Annotated in this window: 15 protein-coding genes; 10 read left to right on the forward strand and 5 right to left on the reverse strand. The window is 67.5% G+C overall.

Annotated elements, in window-relative coordinates; genetic code table 11:
- Window positions 1-29 precede the first annotated feature (29 nt).
- Both ACFQ9R_RS32385 and ACFQ9R_RS32390 read right to left on the reverse strand, forming a co-directional pair.
- Window positions 30-779 carry an SWIM zinc finger family protein gene (locus ACFQ9R_RS32385; protein ID WP_378996218.1) on the reverse strand — a complete coding sequence of 250 codons (750 nt, stop codon included), beginning with the start codon at window positions 777-779 and terminating at the stop codon, window positions 30-32.
- Complete coding sequence (locus ACFQ9R_RS32390; RefSeq protein WP_378996220.1) at window positions 780-3,641, reverse strand: SNF2-related protein; 2,862 nt, start codon at window positions 3,639-3,641, stop codon at window positions 780-782.
- A 198-nt stretch (window positions 3,642-3,839) separates the two neighbouring features.
- On the opposite strand from ACFQ9R_RS32390, the gene ACFQ9R_RS32395 reads away from it, so the two are divergent.
- From ACFQ9R_RS32395 to ACFQ9R_RS32410, 4 genes are all read left to right on the forward strand, one after another.
- Complete coding sequence (locus ACFQ9R_RS32395; protein ID WP_378996222.1) at window positions 3,840-4,202, forward strand: hypothetical protein; 363 nt, start codon at window positions 3,840-3,842, stop codon at window positions 4,200-4,202.
- Between the two features lie 247 nt (window positions 4,203-4,449).
- On the forward strand, window positions 4,450-5,073 hold the full coding sequence (locus ACFQ9R_RS32400; RefSeq protein WP_378996225.1) for a thermonuclease family protein: 624 nt from the start codon (window positions 4,450-4,452) through the stop codon (window positions 5,071-5,073).
- Window positions 5,074-5,393: 320 nt separating this feature from the next.
- A complete protein-coding gene (locus tag ACFQ9R_RS32405) occupies window positions 5,394-5,747 on the forward strand; it encodes a hypothetical protein (protein WP_378996228.1) in 354 nt (117 codons plus the stop codon).
- 156 nt (window positions 5,748-5,903) lie between these two features.
- The gene (locus ACFQ9R_RS32410) at window positions 5,904-6,269 is read left to right on the forward strand and encodes a hypothetical protein (RefSeq protein WP_378996230.1); all 366 of its coding nucleotides are present in this window, start codon (window positions 5,904-5,906) and stop codon (window positions 6,267-6,269) included.
- Window positions 6,270-6,288: 19 nt separating this feature from the next.
- Here ACFQ9R_RS32410 and ACFQ9R_RS32415 read toward each other — a convergent pair whose 3' ends face one another.
- Entirely contained in the window at window positions 6,289-6,663 is a 375-nt protein-coding gene (locus ACFQ9R_RS32415) for a hypothetical protein (protein WP_378996232.1), read from the reverse strand.
- A 517-nt stretch (window positions 6,664-7,180) separates the two neighbouring features.
- Window positions 7,181-7,999, reverse strand: coding sequence for a sulfurtransferase (locus ACFQ9R_RS32420; protein ID WP_378996234.1), 819 nt, complete (start codon window positions 7,997-7,999; stop codon window positions 7,181-7,183).
- Window positions 8,000-8,275: 276 nt separating this feature from the next.
- Between ACFQ9R_RS32420 and ACFQ9R_RS32425 the strand changes: the two genes are divergently transcribed.
- Window positions 8,276-9,478: a benzoate/H(+) symporter BenE family transporter gene (locus tag ACFQ9R_RS32425; protein ID WP_378996237.1), complete on the forward strand. Its 1,203-nt coding sequence runs from the start codon at window positions 8,276-8,278 to the stop codon at window positions 9,476-9,478.
- Window positions 9,479-9,500: 22 nt separating this feature from the next.
- Here the strand turns inward: ACFQ9R_RS32425 and ACFQ9R_RS32430 are convergent, their stop codons facing one another.
- Window positions 9,501-9,992, reverse strand: coding sequence for an Lrp/AsnC family transcriptional regulator (locus ACFQ9R_RS32430; RefSeq protein ID WP_378996239.1), 492 nt, complete (start codon window positions 9,990-9,992; stop codon window positions 9,501-9,503).
- 171 nt (window positions 9,993-10,163) lie between these two features.
- Here ACFQ9R_RS32430 and pdhA point away from each other — a divergent pair, with 171 nt between their 5' ends.
- The 5 genes from pdhA to ACFQ9R_RS32455 all read left to right on the forward strand — a co-directional run bounded on the left by pdhA (window position 10,164) and on the right by ACFQ9R_RS32455 (window position 15,817).
- On the forward strand, window positions 10,164-11,246 hold the full coding sequence (gene pdhA / locus ACFQ9R_RS32435) for a pyruvate dehydrogenase (acetyl-transferring) E1 component subunit alpha (protein ID WP_378996242.1): 1,083 nt from the start codon (window positions 10,164-10,166) through the stop codon (window positions 11,244-11,246).
- Complete coding sequence (locus ACFQ9R_RS32440; protein WP_378996244.1) at window positions 11,243-12,217, forward strand: alpha-ketoacid dehydrogenase subunit beta; 975 nt, start codon at window positions 11,243-11,245, stop codon at window positions 12,215-12,217. The genes pdhA and ACFQ9R_RS32440 overlap by 4 nt, the downstream gene beginning before the upstream one ends.
- Window positions 12,217-13,551, forward strand: coding sequence for a dihydrolipoamide acetyltransferase family protein (locus tag ACFQ9R_RS32445; protein ID WP_378996253.1), 1,335 nt, complete (start codon window positions 12,217-12,219; stop codon window positions 13,549-13,551). Before ACFQ9R_RS32440 ends, ACFQ9R_RS32445 begins: the two co-directional genes overlap by 1 nt.
- Before the next feature lie 108 nt (window positions 13,552-13,659).
- Window positions 13,660-14,334, forward strand: coding sequence for a hypothetical protein (locus tag ACFQ9R_RS32450; RefSeq protein ID WP_378996246.1), 675 nt, complete (start codon window positions 13,660-13,662; stop codon window positions 14,332-14,334).
- An 85-nt stretch (window positions 14,335-14,419) separates the two neighbouring features.
- Complete coding sequence (locus ACFQ9R_RS32455; protein ID WP_378996248.1) at window positions 14,420-15,817, forward strand: uracil-xanthine permease family protein; 1,398 nt, start codon at window positions 14,420-14,422, stop codon at window positions 15,815-15,817.
- The last annotated feature ends 143 nt before the right edge of the window (window positions 15,818-15,960 follow it).

Here is a 15,960-nt window from a genome sequence, read left to right on the forward strand (position 1 = left end):
CGAACAGCAGACCGGGCCGAACCGTCGACTCAGTCGTCGAATTCGGTATAGAGCGAGCGCAATTCGCGTAAGCCCGTTGCCGCGGTCGGTTCGTCCTCGGCCGACATCCGCAGCGCGCGACGCAGCGGAATCGCGTCGAGGTCGTCGATGACGGCGTGGAATTCGACGCGGGGCAGCTCGGGTAGGACCAGCTCGTCGCCGTAGGGGTCGTCGGAATCGGCGGTGCGCGCGGACTTCTCGACACCGCCGATGAGGGTGTCGAGGTCGAGGCCGCGCAGGGTGAGGATCTCGCTGGGCTGCTCGTCGAGGCGTTCGGCGAGCAGATAGCAGACCGCCGCCACGTGCTTGCACGGCCAGCCCATGTCCGGGCAGCTGCAGGTGAAGTCCAGTTCGGAGGCCGTGGTCGGCAGCAGGTGCGGGCCGAGCGCGGGTGGGAGCGCGCCCGAGGCGATCTCGGCGAGCATGCCGGGCGCCTCCCTGATCTCGGCCAGCAGCAGGTCCACCTCGTCCTCGCGCAGCGGCCGGATCGACAGCACCGAGGTGAACGGGCTCGGTTGGCTGCCCTGCACCTCCGCGGTCACCGCACCCCGTTCGATCCGGTAGTTCACCACCTGCCCGACCCTGGCGTAGGTGCGTCCGCGCGAGAGCCTGCCCGCATCGGCGACCTTCTCCACCGAGTCGAGCAGCGACTTGCCCCACCAGGTCCGGCCGAAACCGCCGCGAGCCTGGGCGCCGCCGCGCACCGGTTTGCGCGGACCGAACTGGCTGAAGTCGGCCATCTACTCACCCACCGCCTCGGCGCCGAGGGTGAACAGCTCGCGCAGTTCGTCGGTGCTCATCTCGGTGATCCAGTTCTCGCCCGCGCCGACCGCCAGATCGGCCAATTGCTTCTTCCCGTTGATCATTTCGTCGATCCGCTCTTCGATGGTGTCGACGCACACCAGCTTGCGGACCTGCACCGCGCGCTGCTGGCCGATCCGGAACGCGCGATCGGTGGCCTGGTTCTCGACGGCCGGATTCCACCAGCGGTCCAGGTGGATCACGTGATTGGCGGCGGTGAGGTTCAGCCCGGTGCCGCCCGCTTTGAGCGAGAGCAACATCAGCGGCGGGCCGTTCTCCCCCTGGAAGCCGGTCACCATATCGTCGCGGTGCTGCTTGGCCACGCCACCGTGCAGGAACGGGATCGGGGTGCCGAACCGTTCGGTGAGGTAGGGCAGGATCAGGTCGCCGAACTCACGGAACTGGGTGAAGAGCAGGGCCTTCTCGCCGTCGGCGAGCACCGCGTCGAGCACGTCCTCGACCAGCGCCAGCTTGCCGGAGCGGTGGCCGCCGCGTCGCAGGATCGGCGAACCGTCACCCAGATAGTGCGCGGGGTGGTTGCAGACCTGTTTGAGCCGGGTCAGCGCGCCGAGCACAGCGCCCTTGCGCGCCATGCCTTTCGCGTCTTTGAGCTTCTCCAGCATGTCGTCGACGACGGCCTGGTAGAGGGCGGCCTGTTCGACGGTGAGGTTGGCCCGCACCGTCATCTCCAGCTTCTCCGGCAGGTCGCTGATCACCGCCGGATCGGTTTTGAGCCTGCGCAATACGAACGGATCGGTGATCAGCCGCAGCCGGTCGATGGCCTGCTGGTCGCGCTCGCGCTCGATCGGCACCGCGAACTTGGCGCGGAACGACTGCGGGCTGCCGAGCAGTTTCGGCATGGCGAAGTCGAACAGCGCGCGCAGTTCTTCCAGCCGGTTCTCCACCGGAGTTCCGGTGAGCGCCAGCCGATGTCGCGCGGTGAGCGCCCTGGCCGCACGCGCCTGCCTGGTCACCGCGTTCTTGATGTGCTGTGCTTCGTCGAGCACGATCCGCTCCCACTGCTGTTCGTTCAGCAGCGCGATATCGCGGGCGAGCAGTGCGTAGGTGGTGATCACCAGATCCGAATCAGCCACCGCCGCAGCGAATTCCGCGCCCTGGAGGCGACCGGGGCCGTGATGCACGAGCACCCGGAGGTCAGGTGCGAACCGTTGGGTCTCCCGCTGCCAGTTACCGACCACCGACATCGGACACACCAGCAGCGTCGGTCCGACCTGCGCCCCAGCGTCGAAGCTCGTGAGGGCGACCACCGCGGGCTGCGTCTTCTCACCCGCCGCGGCAGCCGTGCCGACCTCGCGCTCGTGCACGAGCAGCGCCAGCACCTGCACAGTCTTGCCCAGCCCCATGTCGTCGGCCAGGATCGCGCCGCAGTTCAGCCGGCTCATCGTGGCCAGCCAGCTCAGGCCACGTTCCTGGTAGGGCCGTAGCTGGGCTTTCAGGCCGACCGGAACCGGAACCGGCTCGGGTTCGCTTTCCCTGGCGAACAATTCGGCCGCCCAGCCGTCGGCGGTGACCTCGGTGACCGGGACATTGTCGACCCGCTCGGCGGCGAGTTCACCGATCATGTCGGCCAGGGTGATCGGACTGTCGTCGACATGCTGCGCGACGTAGCGGGCAGCGGCGGCCAGTGCTCGATGGTCGGCCTGCACCCACTCGCCGCGCAACTGGACCAGGTCGGATTTGCTGCTGATCAGCCGTTCCATCTCGGCCTGGGTGAGCACCAGATCGCCGAGCGCCAACTCCCACCGGTAGGAGAGCAGGCCACTGAGGCCGACGGTGGATTCGGCGGCGGCGGGGCTGCTCACGCGCAATCGCATGCTCGGTTCGGCGATGTTCCAGGCCCGTGGCAGGAGCAGCCGAATACCGGCTTCCTGCAGGGCATGTGCGCCGTGGGCCACCAGGTCGGCTACCACCTCGGTGGGGAGCAGCAGGTCGAGGCCGCGCGGATCGGTGGGGAGGTCGCGCAGGCGCGGGTAGGCCTTGCGCGCTTGGCCGAGTTTCTCCGCCGCCGTCCGTACGAGCACCGGATCATCTTCGAAGACAACGGGTTTGGGTGCGTCGTCGACCGGGCGTAGGCACACCTGTAGTCGCCACAGCGCCACCGATTCGTCGGCCGTGCCGAATTCGCCGTCGGGTTCGCACAGGCGCAACACCAGTTCCGGCTCATCGGCGGCATAGCCTTCCCGCCACTGCGTCAGCGTTTCCGACAGGCGGTAGGAGCCGGCGTCCAACGGGGTGTCGGCAACCAGCGCGGCCAGCAGCGGGTGCGTCATCGTGCGGTGCGCGAGATATTCGCGGGCGATCGGGTCGGTGAGGTGTGTGCACAGGTCGTCGAGCACGGCGGCGGGCGGGCCCGCCACCCGCAGCGCCGGCGGCATCGCGGCGGCCAGCTCGGCCAGCCATGCCCGTTGACGTTGTCCGCCGACGAGCCGCCAGCGCACCCACCACTGACCGTCGGCCCGCTCGATCTGGGGCACCACCCGACCGGCTCGCACCCACCGTTCGATGCCGCGCGCGACGTGCGCGAGGAACCGCAGGTCGCCGGAGATGTGCTCGCGCGGCAGTCGGCTGCGCAGCACAACGGCCGCCGTCGGTGGGGCGAGCGCGTGTGCGCGAACCTCGGCGGTCCCGGACTGTCCCCCGGCATCGACGACGAGCACCTGGGCGCGGTGCCGGAACCTCGCACGATCCAGGATGTCGCCGAGCACCGACCCCACGGCGACCGGCTCCGCGTCGTGCCACAGCAGTAGGCCCGATTCGGGGGACCACAGACCGTGCAGCATGGACTCCATCCAAGCAGGCGGCACCGACACCGATCACGGCCGCCATACCCCTGGATTTCTCGCCGCAACGAGAACATACTGAAATAACCCCAGGTCACGGGCCGGAACACCCACCGGCGACAACTTCATATGGACCCAGGCGGACCGGACGGATCCGGTTCGACCGATGACCCCTTGTAATTCGTGCGGAGGGCAGCGATGACGATTCTGCTCCAGGTTCTCGAGCAGAGCTACACACCCAACACCCCTTGGGAACGGCGCAAATTCACCTTCATCGACACCACGAAGATCCTCGGCATGCGGCTGGACGGTCAGGCAGGCGTCTGGCTCGATCTGTCGCGGCCAGGCGAATCCCAGCGCCTGGCGCACACCATCGACCCCAGTGAATCCATCACCTTCCTGCTCACCGTCTTCGCCAAGATCGCCGAATGCGAAGACCGTGGCGGTTCGTGGCTGGTCGGCCATGACGGCGCCCACGTCTCCTCGATAGCAGCCACCCGATTCCCGCCCAACCCGGCCGCGCAGGCCGCGGACGACCTGCTGGCCCGAGCCTGGTTGTAGGCCGCATCGTCGACTGACGCGGCCTTCCCCTCGCCCAGCGCCGCTCGAAGCGGGGTTGTTGTCGGTACCACCGGCTACAACATGCGGGTATGGGGAAGCCGGCGTGGTTGCTCGTCACAGTGCTCGCGGTTGCCGGGTGCGCGGTGATCGGACCGGATGGGCCGGTCACACCCGCACCCGGCAGTCCGACGCGCGCCGGGCAGTCACGACGGCTGCGACACCCGCATTATCTGGACTGTTGAGGGCGATGTTGCGTGATTTCCTGGTAGTGCGGCAGCGCTCAGTTCGGCAGGGCCTGAGGGACGTCAGTCACGGCGTCGCAGCTGTCGGCGCCGTGGTGATGGTTCCATTGGCTGTGGCATGTGGTCAGGTGCCTGGAGTCGAATCGGCGTCACCGCCCAGTGAGGTGCCGAGTCCAATTCCGGTTCCGGCTGATGCAGCGGGGCCGTTTCCGGTGTTGCAGGTGATCGACGGTGACACGGTGTCGATCCTGAAGGACAGCACACAGGTGAAGGTCCGGATGTTGGGTCTGGACACACCTGAGACCCAGGATCCGCGCAAGTCGGTGCAGTGTTTCGGTACCGAGGCGGCTGACCGTGCCAAGCGGGTGCTGGTCGGCAAACAAGTAGTCGTGAGGCCCGATCCGTCGCAGGACAGCACCGACAAATACGGTCGGCTCCTGGCGTATGTCTGGGTGGATGGGGCGCTGTTCAACCTCAACCAGATCGCTCAGGGGTTTGGACACGAATACACATATTCACACTCACACCCCTACCAGTATCAGCGCGAGTTCCGCGCCGCAGCGCGGTATGCGCAGGTCCACCACCTGGGGCTGTGGAACCCGGCGACGTGCAACGGCGTCACGAACTAGTACTGCAACGGCATCCGTGTGATTCGGGCGTCTGCTTGTCGCGCTTGTGTTGACCCGGCTCGATACCGCCAGATCACGCCCGGCTATCGCACGACCGGCGGCGGGCACCCGCTCGACTGACCACCGAGTGCAGTTGCAGCACTGGCTCGCCCCGCGCGGATTGCGATGGGGCTGACCGCCGATAACCCGGACGCATTGCACCGCAATAGATTCGGTGCCACCGAAATTGACCATCGAACCCGCGGCGAAGTAGAGTCCGAGTGGCCCGACCAGCATCGGACCGCGCAGGAATATCGTAGACCTGCGAGTTGGAGAATGTGATGTACGAGGAAGTTCAAGGTGGCGAGAACGGACAGGCGCCGCCGATCAAGAGTTACGACACTTCTATTCATCCAAATTTTCCGGTAGTCGACTCGAGCAAATTCAAGACAATTCGCGATTTCACCGGTGAATTGATTCAAGCCAATGCCACCCAGGCGGCAGCCGTGGGGATCTACTTCAGCTCGAGAGATCGCCCCGTCGCCAAAAAATTGTTCGATCATTACTATCGCGTGACCGGCGACGACTACGTGCTGGAGGAATCGGCGATCCGCCTCGACCACCGTTGTGGTCGCCCATCCAGGTGCGGCCGGATCACATCAGATCGAATTGAAGCAGCAGTCCCACATCTGTGATGTCTACAATTTCCATACCGACGACGACTACGGCAACATGGCTCAGTCCGCTGTGAACACCATGGCGCAGAGCGACGAACTCGGCCTCGCCAAGTCGTTCCTGGTATACGGTTCCGGTGCGGTGCACTCCTGGTCGGGTTCGAAATAGGTGGGGATATGACTGATAGGAACAGCAGGACCGATGATGTACTGGTCCCGGCGATCTTCGGAGTCATTATCGGCGGCTTACTGGCGGTGATCGCCTATTTCCCCTTGGTCGTGCTACTGCAGAACGTCTTCGACGTGCCCGAGCCCACTGCGACTCCCAAGAAATACCGAGGCGACACGGAACCAATCTCGCCGTGGTATTGGATAACGTGGATGATTCCGGCGCTCGTCGCGATTCCCGCCGGATTGGGATTGTCCTGGTGGCGGCGCATCCGGGTTTTCGCACTGGCGTCTACGGTGACGTTCGTCCTCGGCGCTGCCGCGGTCGCCGCTGTCGTGATTTCCTTCGAGATCAACGGATTCGCACCCGACTGACCTGACCGGAGTAGCCGGGTCAGACGGAGACAGCGTGTTCGAACCACACGTTGTCTCCGTATCCGTACCGAATGGCACCCAGGTCGACGATCACCTTCTCGGCCCGGCCGGACTCGTAGCCCAAAGCGCCGGAGATCCGCTGGATCGTGGTCGTTATCGCGTCCTGGCGAGTCGCGGCCGACTTCTTCAGCGCGTCGACGGCGGAGGTGATCTGAGATTTGGTCGGCTCGTCCATCGGCTGGTCGATCAGCTGCGCCCAACTGGCCAGGGGGAGAGTGAAATCGGCGAAGGTCATGCGCTTCGTGAGAGCGCTCGTCAGGTCCGCGGCCTGGTGGGCGCTCGTGTCCTTCTGATGGTCGCCGGACAGTGTGGTTTGCAGCTTCTGGATCGACACCGACAGCTGTGCCAGCTGTTCCGGCTGGTAGCGCTAAACCCGGTAGTAAACGGCCCGCGTTCTCGGTGAAATTGGCGCCGATGTCCTGGAGATCCAGTGTGAAGCGGACAGCTTCGACACATCAACAGTAAAGTCGACCATTCGATCGCTCCGAGACAAACGCTGCGCACATGGTGACCCGGGACAACCGCAGCCGGGTCACCGAGGTTCGGGCCGGGCGAACCGGCAACCAACCCTGGCAACCAGCGAATCCGACTCGGCCACATCATGATCCAACACCACACACTAGGACACCCCGGCCGAATGGCTGCCGCCCGCGCGCCCCAACCACTGCTTCTACGCCGCCGAGTACCTCACTGTGGCGGTCGACTACGACCTACCCATCACCGCCGCGGACAACGCCACCCTCCACGACATCGCCCGCGGCTGCCCGTGAGCTCGGGTGGGTCCGCAGCCGGTCCGAGCCAGTGCTGTCACACCGCCGAACCCCGCGGTCGCCAAGCGCTCCCAGCAGCGCCTACTCTCCGGTCGCCACCGCCCGTTTCGGATCGTTCGACCACTGCGAGTACGAGCCCGGGTAGAGGGCGGCGTCGATGCCCGCGATCGCCAGCGCCGCGATCTGGTGGGCAGCGGTGACGCCGGAGCCGCAGTACACCGCGACCGGGCCGTCGCCGAATCCCGCGAACCGTGCGCGCAGTTCTTCCGCATTCCGGAAATGCCCTGTGCCATCCAGGTTTTCAGCAGTCGGCGCGCTCACCGCGCCGGGGATGTGTCCGGGACGCGGATCGACCGGTTCGACCTCGCCGCGATACCGCTCGCCCGCGCGCGCGTCGAGCAGCACACCCGGCCATTTCGCGACGGCGTCGGCATCGACCATCGGCAAACCGCCGGGGCGCACCACCAGGTCACCACCCACCGGATCCGGTTCGGCGCCGGTCGCGACTTCCCCACCGGCCGCGATCCACGCGGGCAGCCCGCCGTCGAGGATGCGCACGTTGTCCACACCGGCCCAGCGCAGCAGCCACCACGCCCTCGCGGCCGCCATGCCGCCGGTCGCGTCGTAGACCACCACCGGGTCGCCCGAGCTCAATCCCCAACTGCGCGCGCATTTCTCGAAGGTGCCGGGATCGGGCAGCGGATGCCTGCCGCGCGGGGGCGCCGGCGCGGCGGCCAATTCGGTCTCCAGATCGACGAACACCGCGCCCGGAACATGCCCGTCGAGATAGTGCTGCGGGCCATCGGGATCGCCCAGCGCCCACCGCACATCGAGCAGGTGAATCGGCTTGTCCGCCAGCTCTTCCCGAAGCTCAGCCGAGGAAATCAATACCGCGCCCACTCCCACTCCTCCTCCAAGCCCCCGCCTGCGAAACCGTCCCCGACACCCTACGCATCGAACCGGCTCCGCGGCACCTATCGACGCACGACTTCACCCGGCAACGCAGGCCGAGCCGGTGACTCCGGCGCGGCAACGCACGCCGCCGGGCCCGCGAACCCGGTCGCATCGTTCACAGGCCGGTCGCGAAACTGGACCCACCATCGGCACGCACGAATCAGGCCACTTTCGCGAGACTGGCAGGCGACGACCCCCACTGCGTCGGGCAGTATCGGCACAATGTCGCAGGTCTCCACCACTTCGCCCGATATCGCCGACAAGCCGGCGGGCATCGCACAGCCGCTCGGTGCGGGCGCCATCACGGCACTGGTCGGCTTCACGAGTTCGTTCGCGGTAGTGCTGAGTGGTTTGCGCGCGGTGGGGGCGAGTCCGGCGCAGGCCGCGTCGGGCCTGCTGATCCTGTGCTTCACCCAGGGCATCGGCATTCTGCTGCTGAGTGTGCGGTACCGGATCCCGATCACGCTGGCTTGGTCCACGCCGGGTGCCGCCCTGCTCGCGAGCACCGGACTGGTCGCGGGCGGCTGGCCGGGCGCGGTCGCGGCCTTCGCGGTGACCGGCGTACTGATCGTGATCACCGGGTTGTGGCAGCGGCTCGGCTCGCTGGTGGCCGCGATCCCCGTGCCGATCGCGCAGGCGATGCTGGCCGGTGTCCTCGTTCCGCTGTGCCTGGCCCCGGTGCAGGCGCTGCGCACCTCGCCCGCCGTGGTGGTCCCGGTCATCGCGGTGTGGCTGGTCCTGCAGCGGTTCGCACCCAAGTGGGCGGTGCTCGTCGCCTTCGCCACGGCGGCCGTCGGTACGGGCATCGACATCGTGGTGAACAACCGGCACCTGGAATTGTCCGCCATGGTTCCGACTGTGGAATGGACTGTCCCCCAGTGGCATTGGCAGGCCGTCGTCGGCATCGCCATCCCGCTCTACATCGTCACCATGGCCTCGCAGAACATTCCGGGCGTCGCGGTGATGCGCTCGTTCGACTTCCAGGTCCCGTGGCGTCCGGCCATGCTCGTCACCGGTATCGGCACCATCCTCGGCGCGGCAGCGGGCGGCCACGCGATCAACCTCGCCGCGATCAGCGCCGCCCTCGCCGCCGCACCGTCGGCGAGCCCCGACCCCAAACGCCGGTGGATCGCCGCGGCGACAGCGGGCGCAAGCTACCTCGTCCTCGGCCTCGCCTCCGCCGCCCTGGTTACTCTGATCGCCGCCGCGCCGGCGGGCACCATCGAAACCGTCGCGGGCCTTGCCCTCCTCGCCACCCTCGCCGCCGCCCTGACCGGCGCCCTCAGCGACCCGGCCCATCGCATGGCAGCCCTGGTCACCTTCCTCGTCGCCGCCTCCGGCACCGCCCTCTTCGGCATCGGCGGCGCCTTCTGGGCGCTGGTAGCCGGACTCGTCGTGCGCCGCTTCCTGCCCACCGGCACCTGAGGGTCCGGCGGCGGGGCCGAGTTCAGTTCGGTCCGGCCAGCCGGTCGAGCAACGGGCCGGTCCGCGGTCCCACCAGCTCACGCATGACCAGGGCCATATTGGTGCGCTCCACGCCGGGGATCTTCAGGATTCGGCCCGCGATGCGGTAGAGGTCGTCGGCGTCGCGGGCGACGATGCGGACGGTGAGATCGGTAGCGCCGGTCATTCCGCAGACCTCGGTGACCTCGGGGACATCGGCCAGCTCGTCCACCACGCTGTCGAGTCGGTGCTGGTCGACCACGACCGCGACGAACGCTGCCAGTGGGTAGCCGAGGGCGCGCGGTTCCACCCGGCGTTCGAAGCTGCCGAGCACCCCACCGCTGTCCCAGCGCGCCAGACGCGCCTGCACCGTGTTGCGCGACAGGCCGAGGCGCGCCGCGAGCTCCACCCCGGTGGCACGGGGGTTGGCGATCAGCTCACGCAGCAAACGCGCGTCGGTGGCGTCGAGTGTCACGTCCGGTTCGCGACTGGTCATACAACGCAGTATGACAGCGCACCACCCCCGCAGACCATGCATTCTGCTCATGTGCGCGTGTACCGCTTGCGCACACCGCATTATGGTGGATGCTGAGTGATACACATCGCACTCAGCGGAGTGGCGTACCTGCATCGGCCCACAAGGCGCGGTGGCGAGGAGGCGATCACGATGTCGCAGAAGCAGACCTACCCGGTCCAGCTGGTTCAGCCCGACGGCCGCCGGGTGTTCGACAGGGAGCACGGCGCGCTGGTCGCCGACATCGATGCCGAGCGGTTGCGGCAGCTGTATCGGGACATGGTGATCACCCGCCGGATCGACATCGAGGCGACCGCGTTGCAACGCCAGGGCCAGCTCGGCTTGTGGCCGCCGCTGCTCGGCCAGGAAGCCGCGCAGGTCGGCTCGGCGCACGCGCTGCACCCCGACGACTACGTGTTCTGCTCCTACCGCGAAACCGCCGTCGCCTACTGCCGTGGCGTCGCGCCCGAGCAGCTCACCGCCCTCTGGCGCGGCGTCTCACACCACTGCTGGGACCCCGGCGAGGTCAAGATGACCAATGCCAATATCGTCGTCGGATCCCAGGGGCTGCACGCGACCGGTTACGCCTTCGCCGCCCATCTCGACGGCGCCGACATCGCCACCATCGCCTACTTCGGCGACGGTGCGACGAGCCAGGGCGACCTCGCCGAGGCACTCGGATTCGCCGCGGCGTGGAGCGCGCCGGTCGTGTTCTTCTGCCAGAACAACCAGTGGGCGATCAGCGAACCGGTGGCCGTGCAGAGCCATACCCCGCTGGTCCACCGAGCCGATGGTTACGGGATTCCGGGCGTGCAGGTCGACGGCAACGATGTGCTCGCCGTCCTCGCGGTCACCCGCCAGGCCGTCGAACGCGCGCGCACCGGCGGCGGCCCCACCTTCATCGAGGCGATGACCTACCGGATGGGCCCGCACACCACCGCCGACGACCCGACCCGCTACCGCACCGCCGCCGACACCGAGTACTGGGCCCAGCGCGACCCCATCGAGCGCGTGCGTCTACTCCTCGACCGCGATGGCGACCTCTCCCCCGAATTCACCCGGCAGGTCACCGACGAGGCCGACGAGGTCGCCCGCCGGCTGCGCACCGCGACAATCGAGATGCCCGACCCCGATCCCGTGCGGATGTTCGACAACGTCTACGCGACCGAGCATCCACTGATGACCGAAGAGCGCCAACAGCTCTCGGCCTACCTCGCCGAAGGAGCGCAGTCATGATCACCACCTTCGCCGGCGCCCTCAACGTCGGCCTGCGCAGCGCGATGGAAGACGACGCCAAAGTCGTCCTGCTCGGCGAGGACATCGGCCGGCTCGGTGGTGTGTTCCGCGTAACCGACACCTTGCAGAAGGATTTCGGCGACAATCGCGTCATCGACACACCACTGGCCGAATCCGGCATCGTCGGAACGGCTTTCGGGATGGCGTTGCGCGGATACCGTCCCGTGGTGGAGATCCAGTTCGACGGTTTCGTCTATCCGGCCTTCGACCAGATCGTGTCGCAGGTGGCCAAGATCCACAACCGTACCGGCGGAAAAGTGAAGGCACCGTTGACGATCCGCATTCCGTTCGGCGGGGGCATCGGCGCGGTCGAGCACCATTCGGAATCACCCGAGGTGTATTTCGCGCATACCGCGGGCCTTCGCGTTGTATCACCGAGTACGCCCGCCGACGCGTATTCGATGATTCGCCAGGCGATCTCACTGGACGACCCGGTGATCTTCTTCGAACCGAAACGTCGCTATTGGGACAAGGCCGACGTAGATTTCGAAGGCGAACCGGATCTGCCCCTGCACAGGGCCAGGGTCTGCACCCGCGGTGCCGACGCCACCGTCGTCGCCTACGGCGGTACCGTCGCCACCGCGCTCACCGCGGCGAAGATCGCCGCCGAGGAAGGACATTCGCTCGAAGTGATCGACCTGCGCAGTCTCTCGCCGATCGACGTCGACACGATCGCGGAATCGGTGGACAAGACCGGCAGGCTGGTCATCGTGCACGAGGCGCCCGTGTTCGCCGGGCTCGGCGCCGAGATCGCGGCCCGCGTCACCGAACGCTGCTTCTATCACCTCGAGGCGCCGGTGCTGCGCGTCGGTGGCTACGACATCCCCTACCCCCCGGCTAAGCTCGAAAAGCACCACCTGCCCGACCCCGACCGCATTCTGGCGGCGGTCGACCGCTGTCTAGCCGCGTGATGAAAGGTGCCCTCGTGCCGGAACCAGCCGCCGATGACGACGGTCATGTTCTCGAGTTCCGCCTTCCCGACCTGGGTGAAGGCCTGGCCGACGGCGACCTGGTGTCCTGGGCCGTCGCGGTCGGCGACACGGTGGAACTGAACCAGACCATCGCCGAGGTGGAGACCGCGAAGGCGGTGGTGGCGCTGCCGTCGCCGTTCTCCGGGGTCGTGGTCGAACTGCTCGCTCAGCCCGGTGACACCGTCCCGGTCGGCGCGCCGCTGATCCGGGTGCGCAACGATCTCGAGGTGTCGGCCCCACCGACCGCGGAGCCCCGCACGAACGTGCTGGTGGGTTATGGGCCCGAGGCCGAATCGACCTCGCGGAGAAGGAAAGCCACGCCGTCCATGGCCTCTAGCACGCCGAGCACCCATCGCGCCGCCGCGACTCCCGCAGCCCGCAAACTGGCCAAGGAACTCGGCATCGACCTGTGGTTCGTCGCGGGGTCGGGGCCGGAGGGCGCGGTCACCGTCGACGATGTGCGCTCGGCCGTGCCGGTGACCCAGCCGCGCACCCCCGCCCGCCTCGGCGATGTCGTGCGCGCTCCGTCCAACGGCCACATCACCGACGGGGACGGCCTGATCGAGCCGACCGCCCGGGAAGAACGCACTCCCGTCACGGGCATCCGGAAGCGCACCGCCGCCGCGATGCAGGCCAGTTCGCGCACGATTCCCCAGGCCAGCACCTTCGTCACCGTCGACTGCACCGCCTCGATGGAACTGCTCGATCACCTGCGCACCACCAAGTCCTTCGAAGGTCTCACGCTCACGCCACTGGCGCTGGTCGCCAAGGCCACGCTGGCGGCGATCGCGGAGTATCCGGGGATCAATACCTCGTGGGACGAGCAGAACCAGGAGATCGTCACCAAGCACTATGTGAATCTAGGGATCGCGGTTGCCTCGGATCGCGGCCTGATGGTGCCCAATCTCAAGGAGGCTCAGTCGCTGAGCTTGCGCGAGCTGTGCCGCGAGATCAGCTGGGCGGCCGACACCGCCCGCTCCGGCAACGCCACCCCGAACGACCTGCGCGGCGGCACCTTCACCCTCACCAACGTGGGCGTCTTCGGTGTCGACAGCGGCGTCGCGCTGGTGAATCCGGGCGAGGCCGCGATCCTGTGCCTCGGCTCGATCCGCAAGCGCCCCTGGGTCTTCCGTGACGAACTGGCCGTGCGCTGGGTCACCACCCTCGGCCTCAGCTTCGATCACCGCATGGTCGACGGCGAGCTCGGCGCCCGCTTCCTCGCCACCACAGCGGGTTTCCTGGAGGACCCGTTGACGCTGCTCAGCCGCATCTGAGCACGCGTCGGGACCCGGCCGTATAGTTCGGGCCGGTGCGTGTCCGACCGGACCGCGCACCGTGCGAACGAATTTCGGCAGGTGTATCCGAGGAAAAAGGGGGGCGTCATGGGGTATCCGTACGAGCAGCAGCAAGGTCAGGGCTATCCGCCGGTCGGGCAGCAGGGCTACAACCCGTATGGTCAAGCCCTTCCCGGGTACGGCGCACCGGGCCCCGGCGCTCCCGGATACGGCGTTCCCGGATACGGAACGCCCGGCCCTGGCGCACCCGGATACGGCTATCCCCAACCACCCGCTACCGGGGGCACGGCGATCACCGCAGCTGTGCTCGCCCTGCTGCTTTCCTTGGTAGGCGCGGCAGGGTTGGCGATCGGCTACGCGATGGTGGGGGACAGCAGCGCCGGCCCGCTGGTCCAGTTGCCGGACGGCAGCTTCGGGTACACGTCCGTGCCCGTCTCGTCCATGGTGATGACCTACTTCGTGGTCGGAGCCGTCGTCGCCGGGCTGTGGTTCATCGGCGCGACGCTGCTGTTCCTCCGCAAATCGGCCGGCCGAGTGATCATCATCATCCTGGCGTCGCTCACCGCGCTCGGCGGCCTCGTCTCCCTCGTGTTCACTCTCGGATCCGGGGTGAGCTCGGTCGCGGGTGTGGCCATCGGCCTGATCCAAGCCGGGTTCGCGACGCTTGTCCTGTGCCTGGCCGCGGCCGGGTCGACCGGGCGCTGGATCCGGGCAGCACAGCAGCAACCGAACTACCCACAGGGCGGCTACCAGCAGTATTGAACCCACCGGGTGATATATCCGACCCGCAACGCCGACGAAACACGGCGCTCACTCACGGTAAAAAACGGGGACTACAACCTGTTACATGAGTGAGGCGCATCCCGTCGACACCCGGCTGCCGTTCGCTCGGCAACTGGCGTTCGGCATCCAGCACGTCCTGATCATGTACACCGGCTGTATCACCGTGCCGTTGGTCTTCGGCGCGGCCGCGGGGCTGGACCGGGCGACGATCGCGCTGTTGATCAGTGCGGACCTGCTGGTCGCGGGCATCATCACGCTGGTGCAGAGCCTCGGCGTCGGCAAGCTGGCCGGTGCGCGGTTACCGATCGTCTGCGGCGCAACGTTCGTCGGGCTCAACCCGATGATCCTGATCGCCAAGGAGTACGGCCTCGACGCCGTGTACGGGTCGATGCTGGTCGGCGGTGTGGTCGGGGTGGCGCTGGCGTGGCCGTTCGCGCGGGTGGTGCGGTTCTTCCCGCCATTGGTCACCGGAACCGTCCTGACCGTGGTCGGGGTATCGCTGATCGGGGTCGCCGGGGGCCTGATCATCGGGACCGATCCGAAGTCGGCCGGCTTCGCCTCGCCCTCCAATATCGGGCTGGCGGCGGTGGTGGTGCTGATCGCGGTGGGCTTCGTCTGCCTCGGACGCGGCGTGTGGTCGCAGCTCGGTGTGCTGATCGCGCTGGTCGCGGGCATCGTGATCGCGCTGCCGATGGGACTGATCACCACCGCCGGGATCGGTACCGCCGACTGGATAGGGATCCCGCAGCCGTTCCACTTCGGGTCGCCACAGTTCCCGGTGACCGCCGTGGTGGCGATGAGCATCGTGATGGCCGTGGTGTTCGCCGAGTCGACCGCGAGCATGCTGGCGATCAGCGAGATCACCGGAAAACCACTGAGCAGGGGCGATCTCGCGCGCGGCCTGGTGGGCGACGGCCTGTCGGGTGTGCTCGGCGGCATCTTCACCGCGTTCGTCGACACGATCTTCAATCAGAACGTCGGCGCGGTCGCCACGACCAGGGTCTTCAGCCGGTATGTCACCGCGGTGAGCGGCGCGATCCTGGTGGTGCTCGGGCTGGTGCCCCGCATCGGCGAGGTGGTCGCGGTGATTCCGAAGCCGGTGGTCGGCGGCGTCGGGCTGGTGCTGTTCGCGACGGTCGCCATCGTCGGCGTCGCCACACTGCTCGAAGCCGATCTGACGGACCGGGTCAACGCGACCGTCGCGGCCACCGCCATCGGCATCGGCCTGCTGCCGGTGTTCACCAAGGACATGTTCGACAAGTTCCCCACCTCGGCGCAGATCCTTCTCGACAGCGGCGTCACCCTCGGCGCGGCCACCGCGTTCTTGCTGAACCTGGTCTTCAACCACACCCCCCTCGGCGCGATGGCCCGCGCCGCGATCGTCACACCGGCCGATACGGAAGAACCCGCCACCGAAGACGAACCGACGACCACCACCCCGAGCCCCGCCGCCGCCACCTGATCGAGCAACCACACCGCGGCACCGCCATGACCGCACTCCCAGCCCCGCACATCCCGACCTCGAGGAGGGATCGCCGACGAAGTCGGCGGTTCGCGCCCGTCCCGTCGATCAGGTGCCGTTGCGTAGGCGACGAAGGAGCAAGC

Origin of the sequence: Nocardia sp. NPDC056541 (assembly GCF_042794235.1) — a bacterium.
GTDB lineage: Bacteria > Actinomycetota > Actinomycetes > Mycobacteriales > Mycobacteriaceae > Nocardia.

Coding starts and splice junctions, on each gene's coding strand:
- ACFQ9R_RS32450 (WP_378996246.1), top strand. CDS start 13,660: ATGGGGTATCCGTACGAGCAGCAGCAAGGTCAGGGCTATCCGCCGGTC.
- ACFQ9R_RS32425 (WP_378996237.1), top strand. CDS start 8,276: ATGTCGCAGGTCTCCACCACTTCGCCCGATATCGCCGACAAGCCGGCG.
- ACFQ9R_RS32430 (WP_378996239.1), bottom strand. CDS start 9,992: ATGACCAGTCGCGAACCGGACGTGACACTCGACGCCACCGACGCGCGT.
- pdhA (WP_378996242.1), top strand. CDS start 10,164: ATGTCGCAGAAGCAGACCTACCCGGTCCAGCTGGTTCAGCCCGACGGC.
- ACFQ9R_RS32385 (WP_378996218.1), bottom strand. CDS start 779: ATGGCCGACTTCAGCCAGTTCGGTCCGCGCAAACCGGTGCGCGGCGGC.
- ACFQ9R_RS32445 (WP_378996253.1), top strand. CDS start 12,217: ATGAAAGGTGCCCTCGTGCCGGAACCAGCCGCCGATGACGACGGTCAT.
- ACFQ9R_RS32440 (WP_378996244.1), top strand. CDS start 11,243: ATGATCACCACCTTCGCCGGCGCCCTCAACGTCGGCCTGCGCAGCGCG.
- ACFQ9R_RS32400 (WP_378996225.1), top strand. CDS start 4,450: ATGTTGCGTGATTTCCTGGTAGTGCGGCAGCGCTCAGTTCGGCAGGGC.
- ACFQ9R_RS32405 (WP_378996228.1), top strand. CDS start 5,394: ATGTACGAGGAAGTTCAAGGTGGCGAGAACGGACAGGCGCCGCCGATC.
- ACFQ9R_RS32390 (WP_378996220.1), bottom strand. CDS start 3,641: ATGCTGCACGGTCTGTGGTCCCCCGAATCGGGCCTACTGCTGTGGCAC.
- ACFQ9R_RS32455 (WP_378996248.1), top strand. CDS start 14,420: ATGAGTGAGGCGCATCCCGTCGACACCCGGCTGCCGTTCGCTCGGCAA.
- ACFQ9R_RS32395 (WP_378996222.1), top strand. CDS start 3,840: ATGACGATTCTGCTCCAGGTTCTCGAGCAGAGCTACACACCCAACACC.
- ACFQ9R_RS32410 (WP_378996230.1), top strand. CDS start 5,904: ATGACTGATAGGAACAGCAGGACCGATGATGTACTGGTCCCGGCGATC.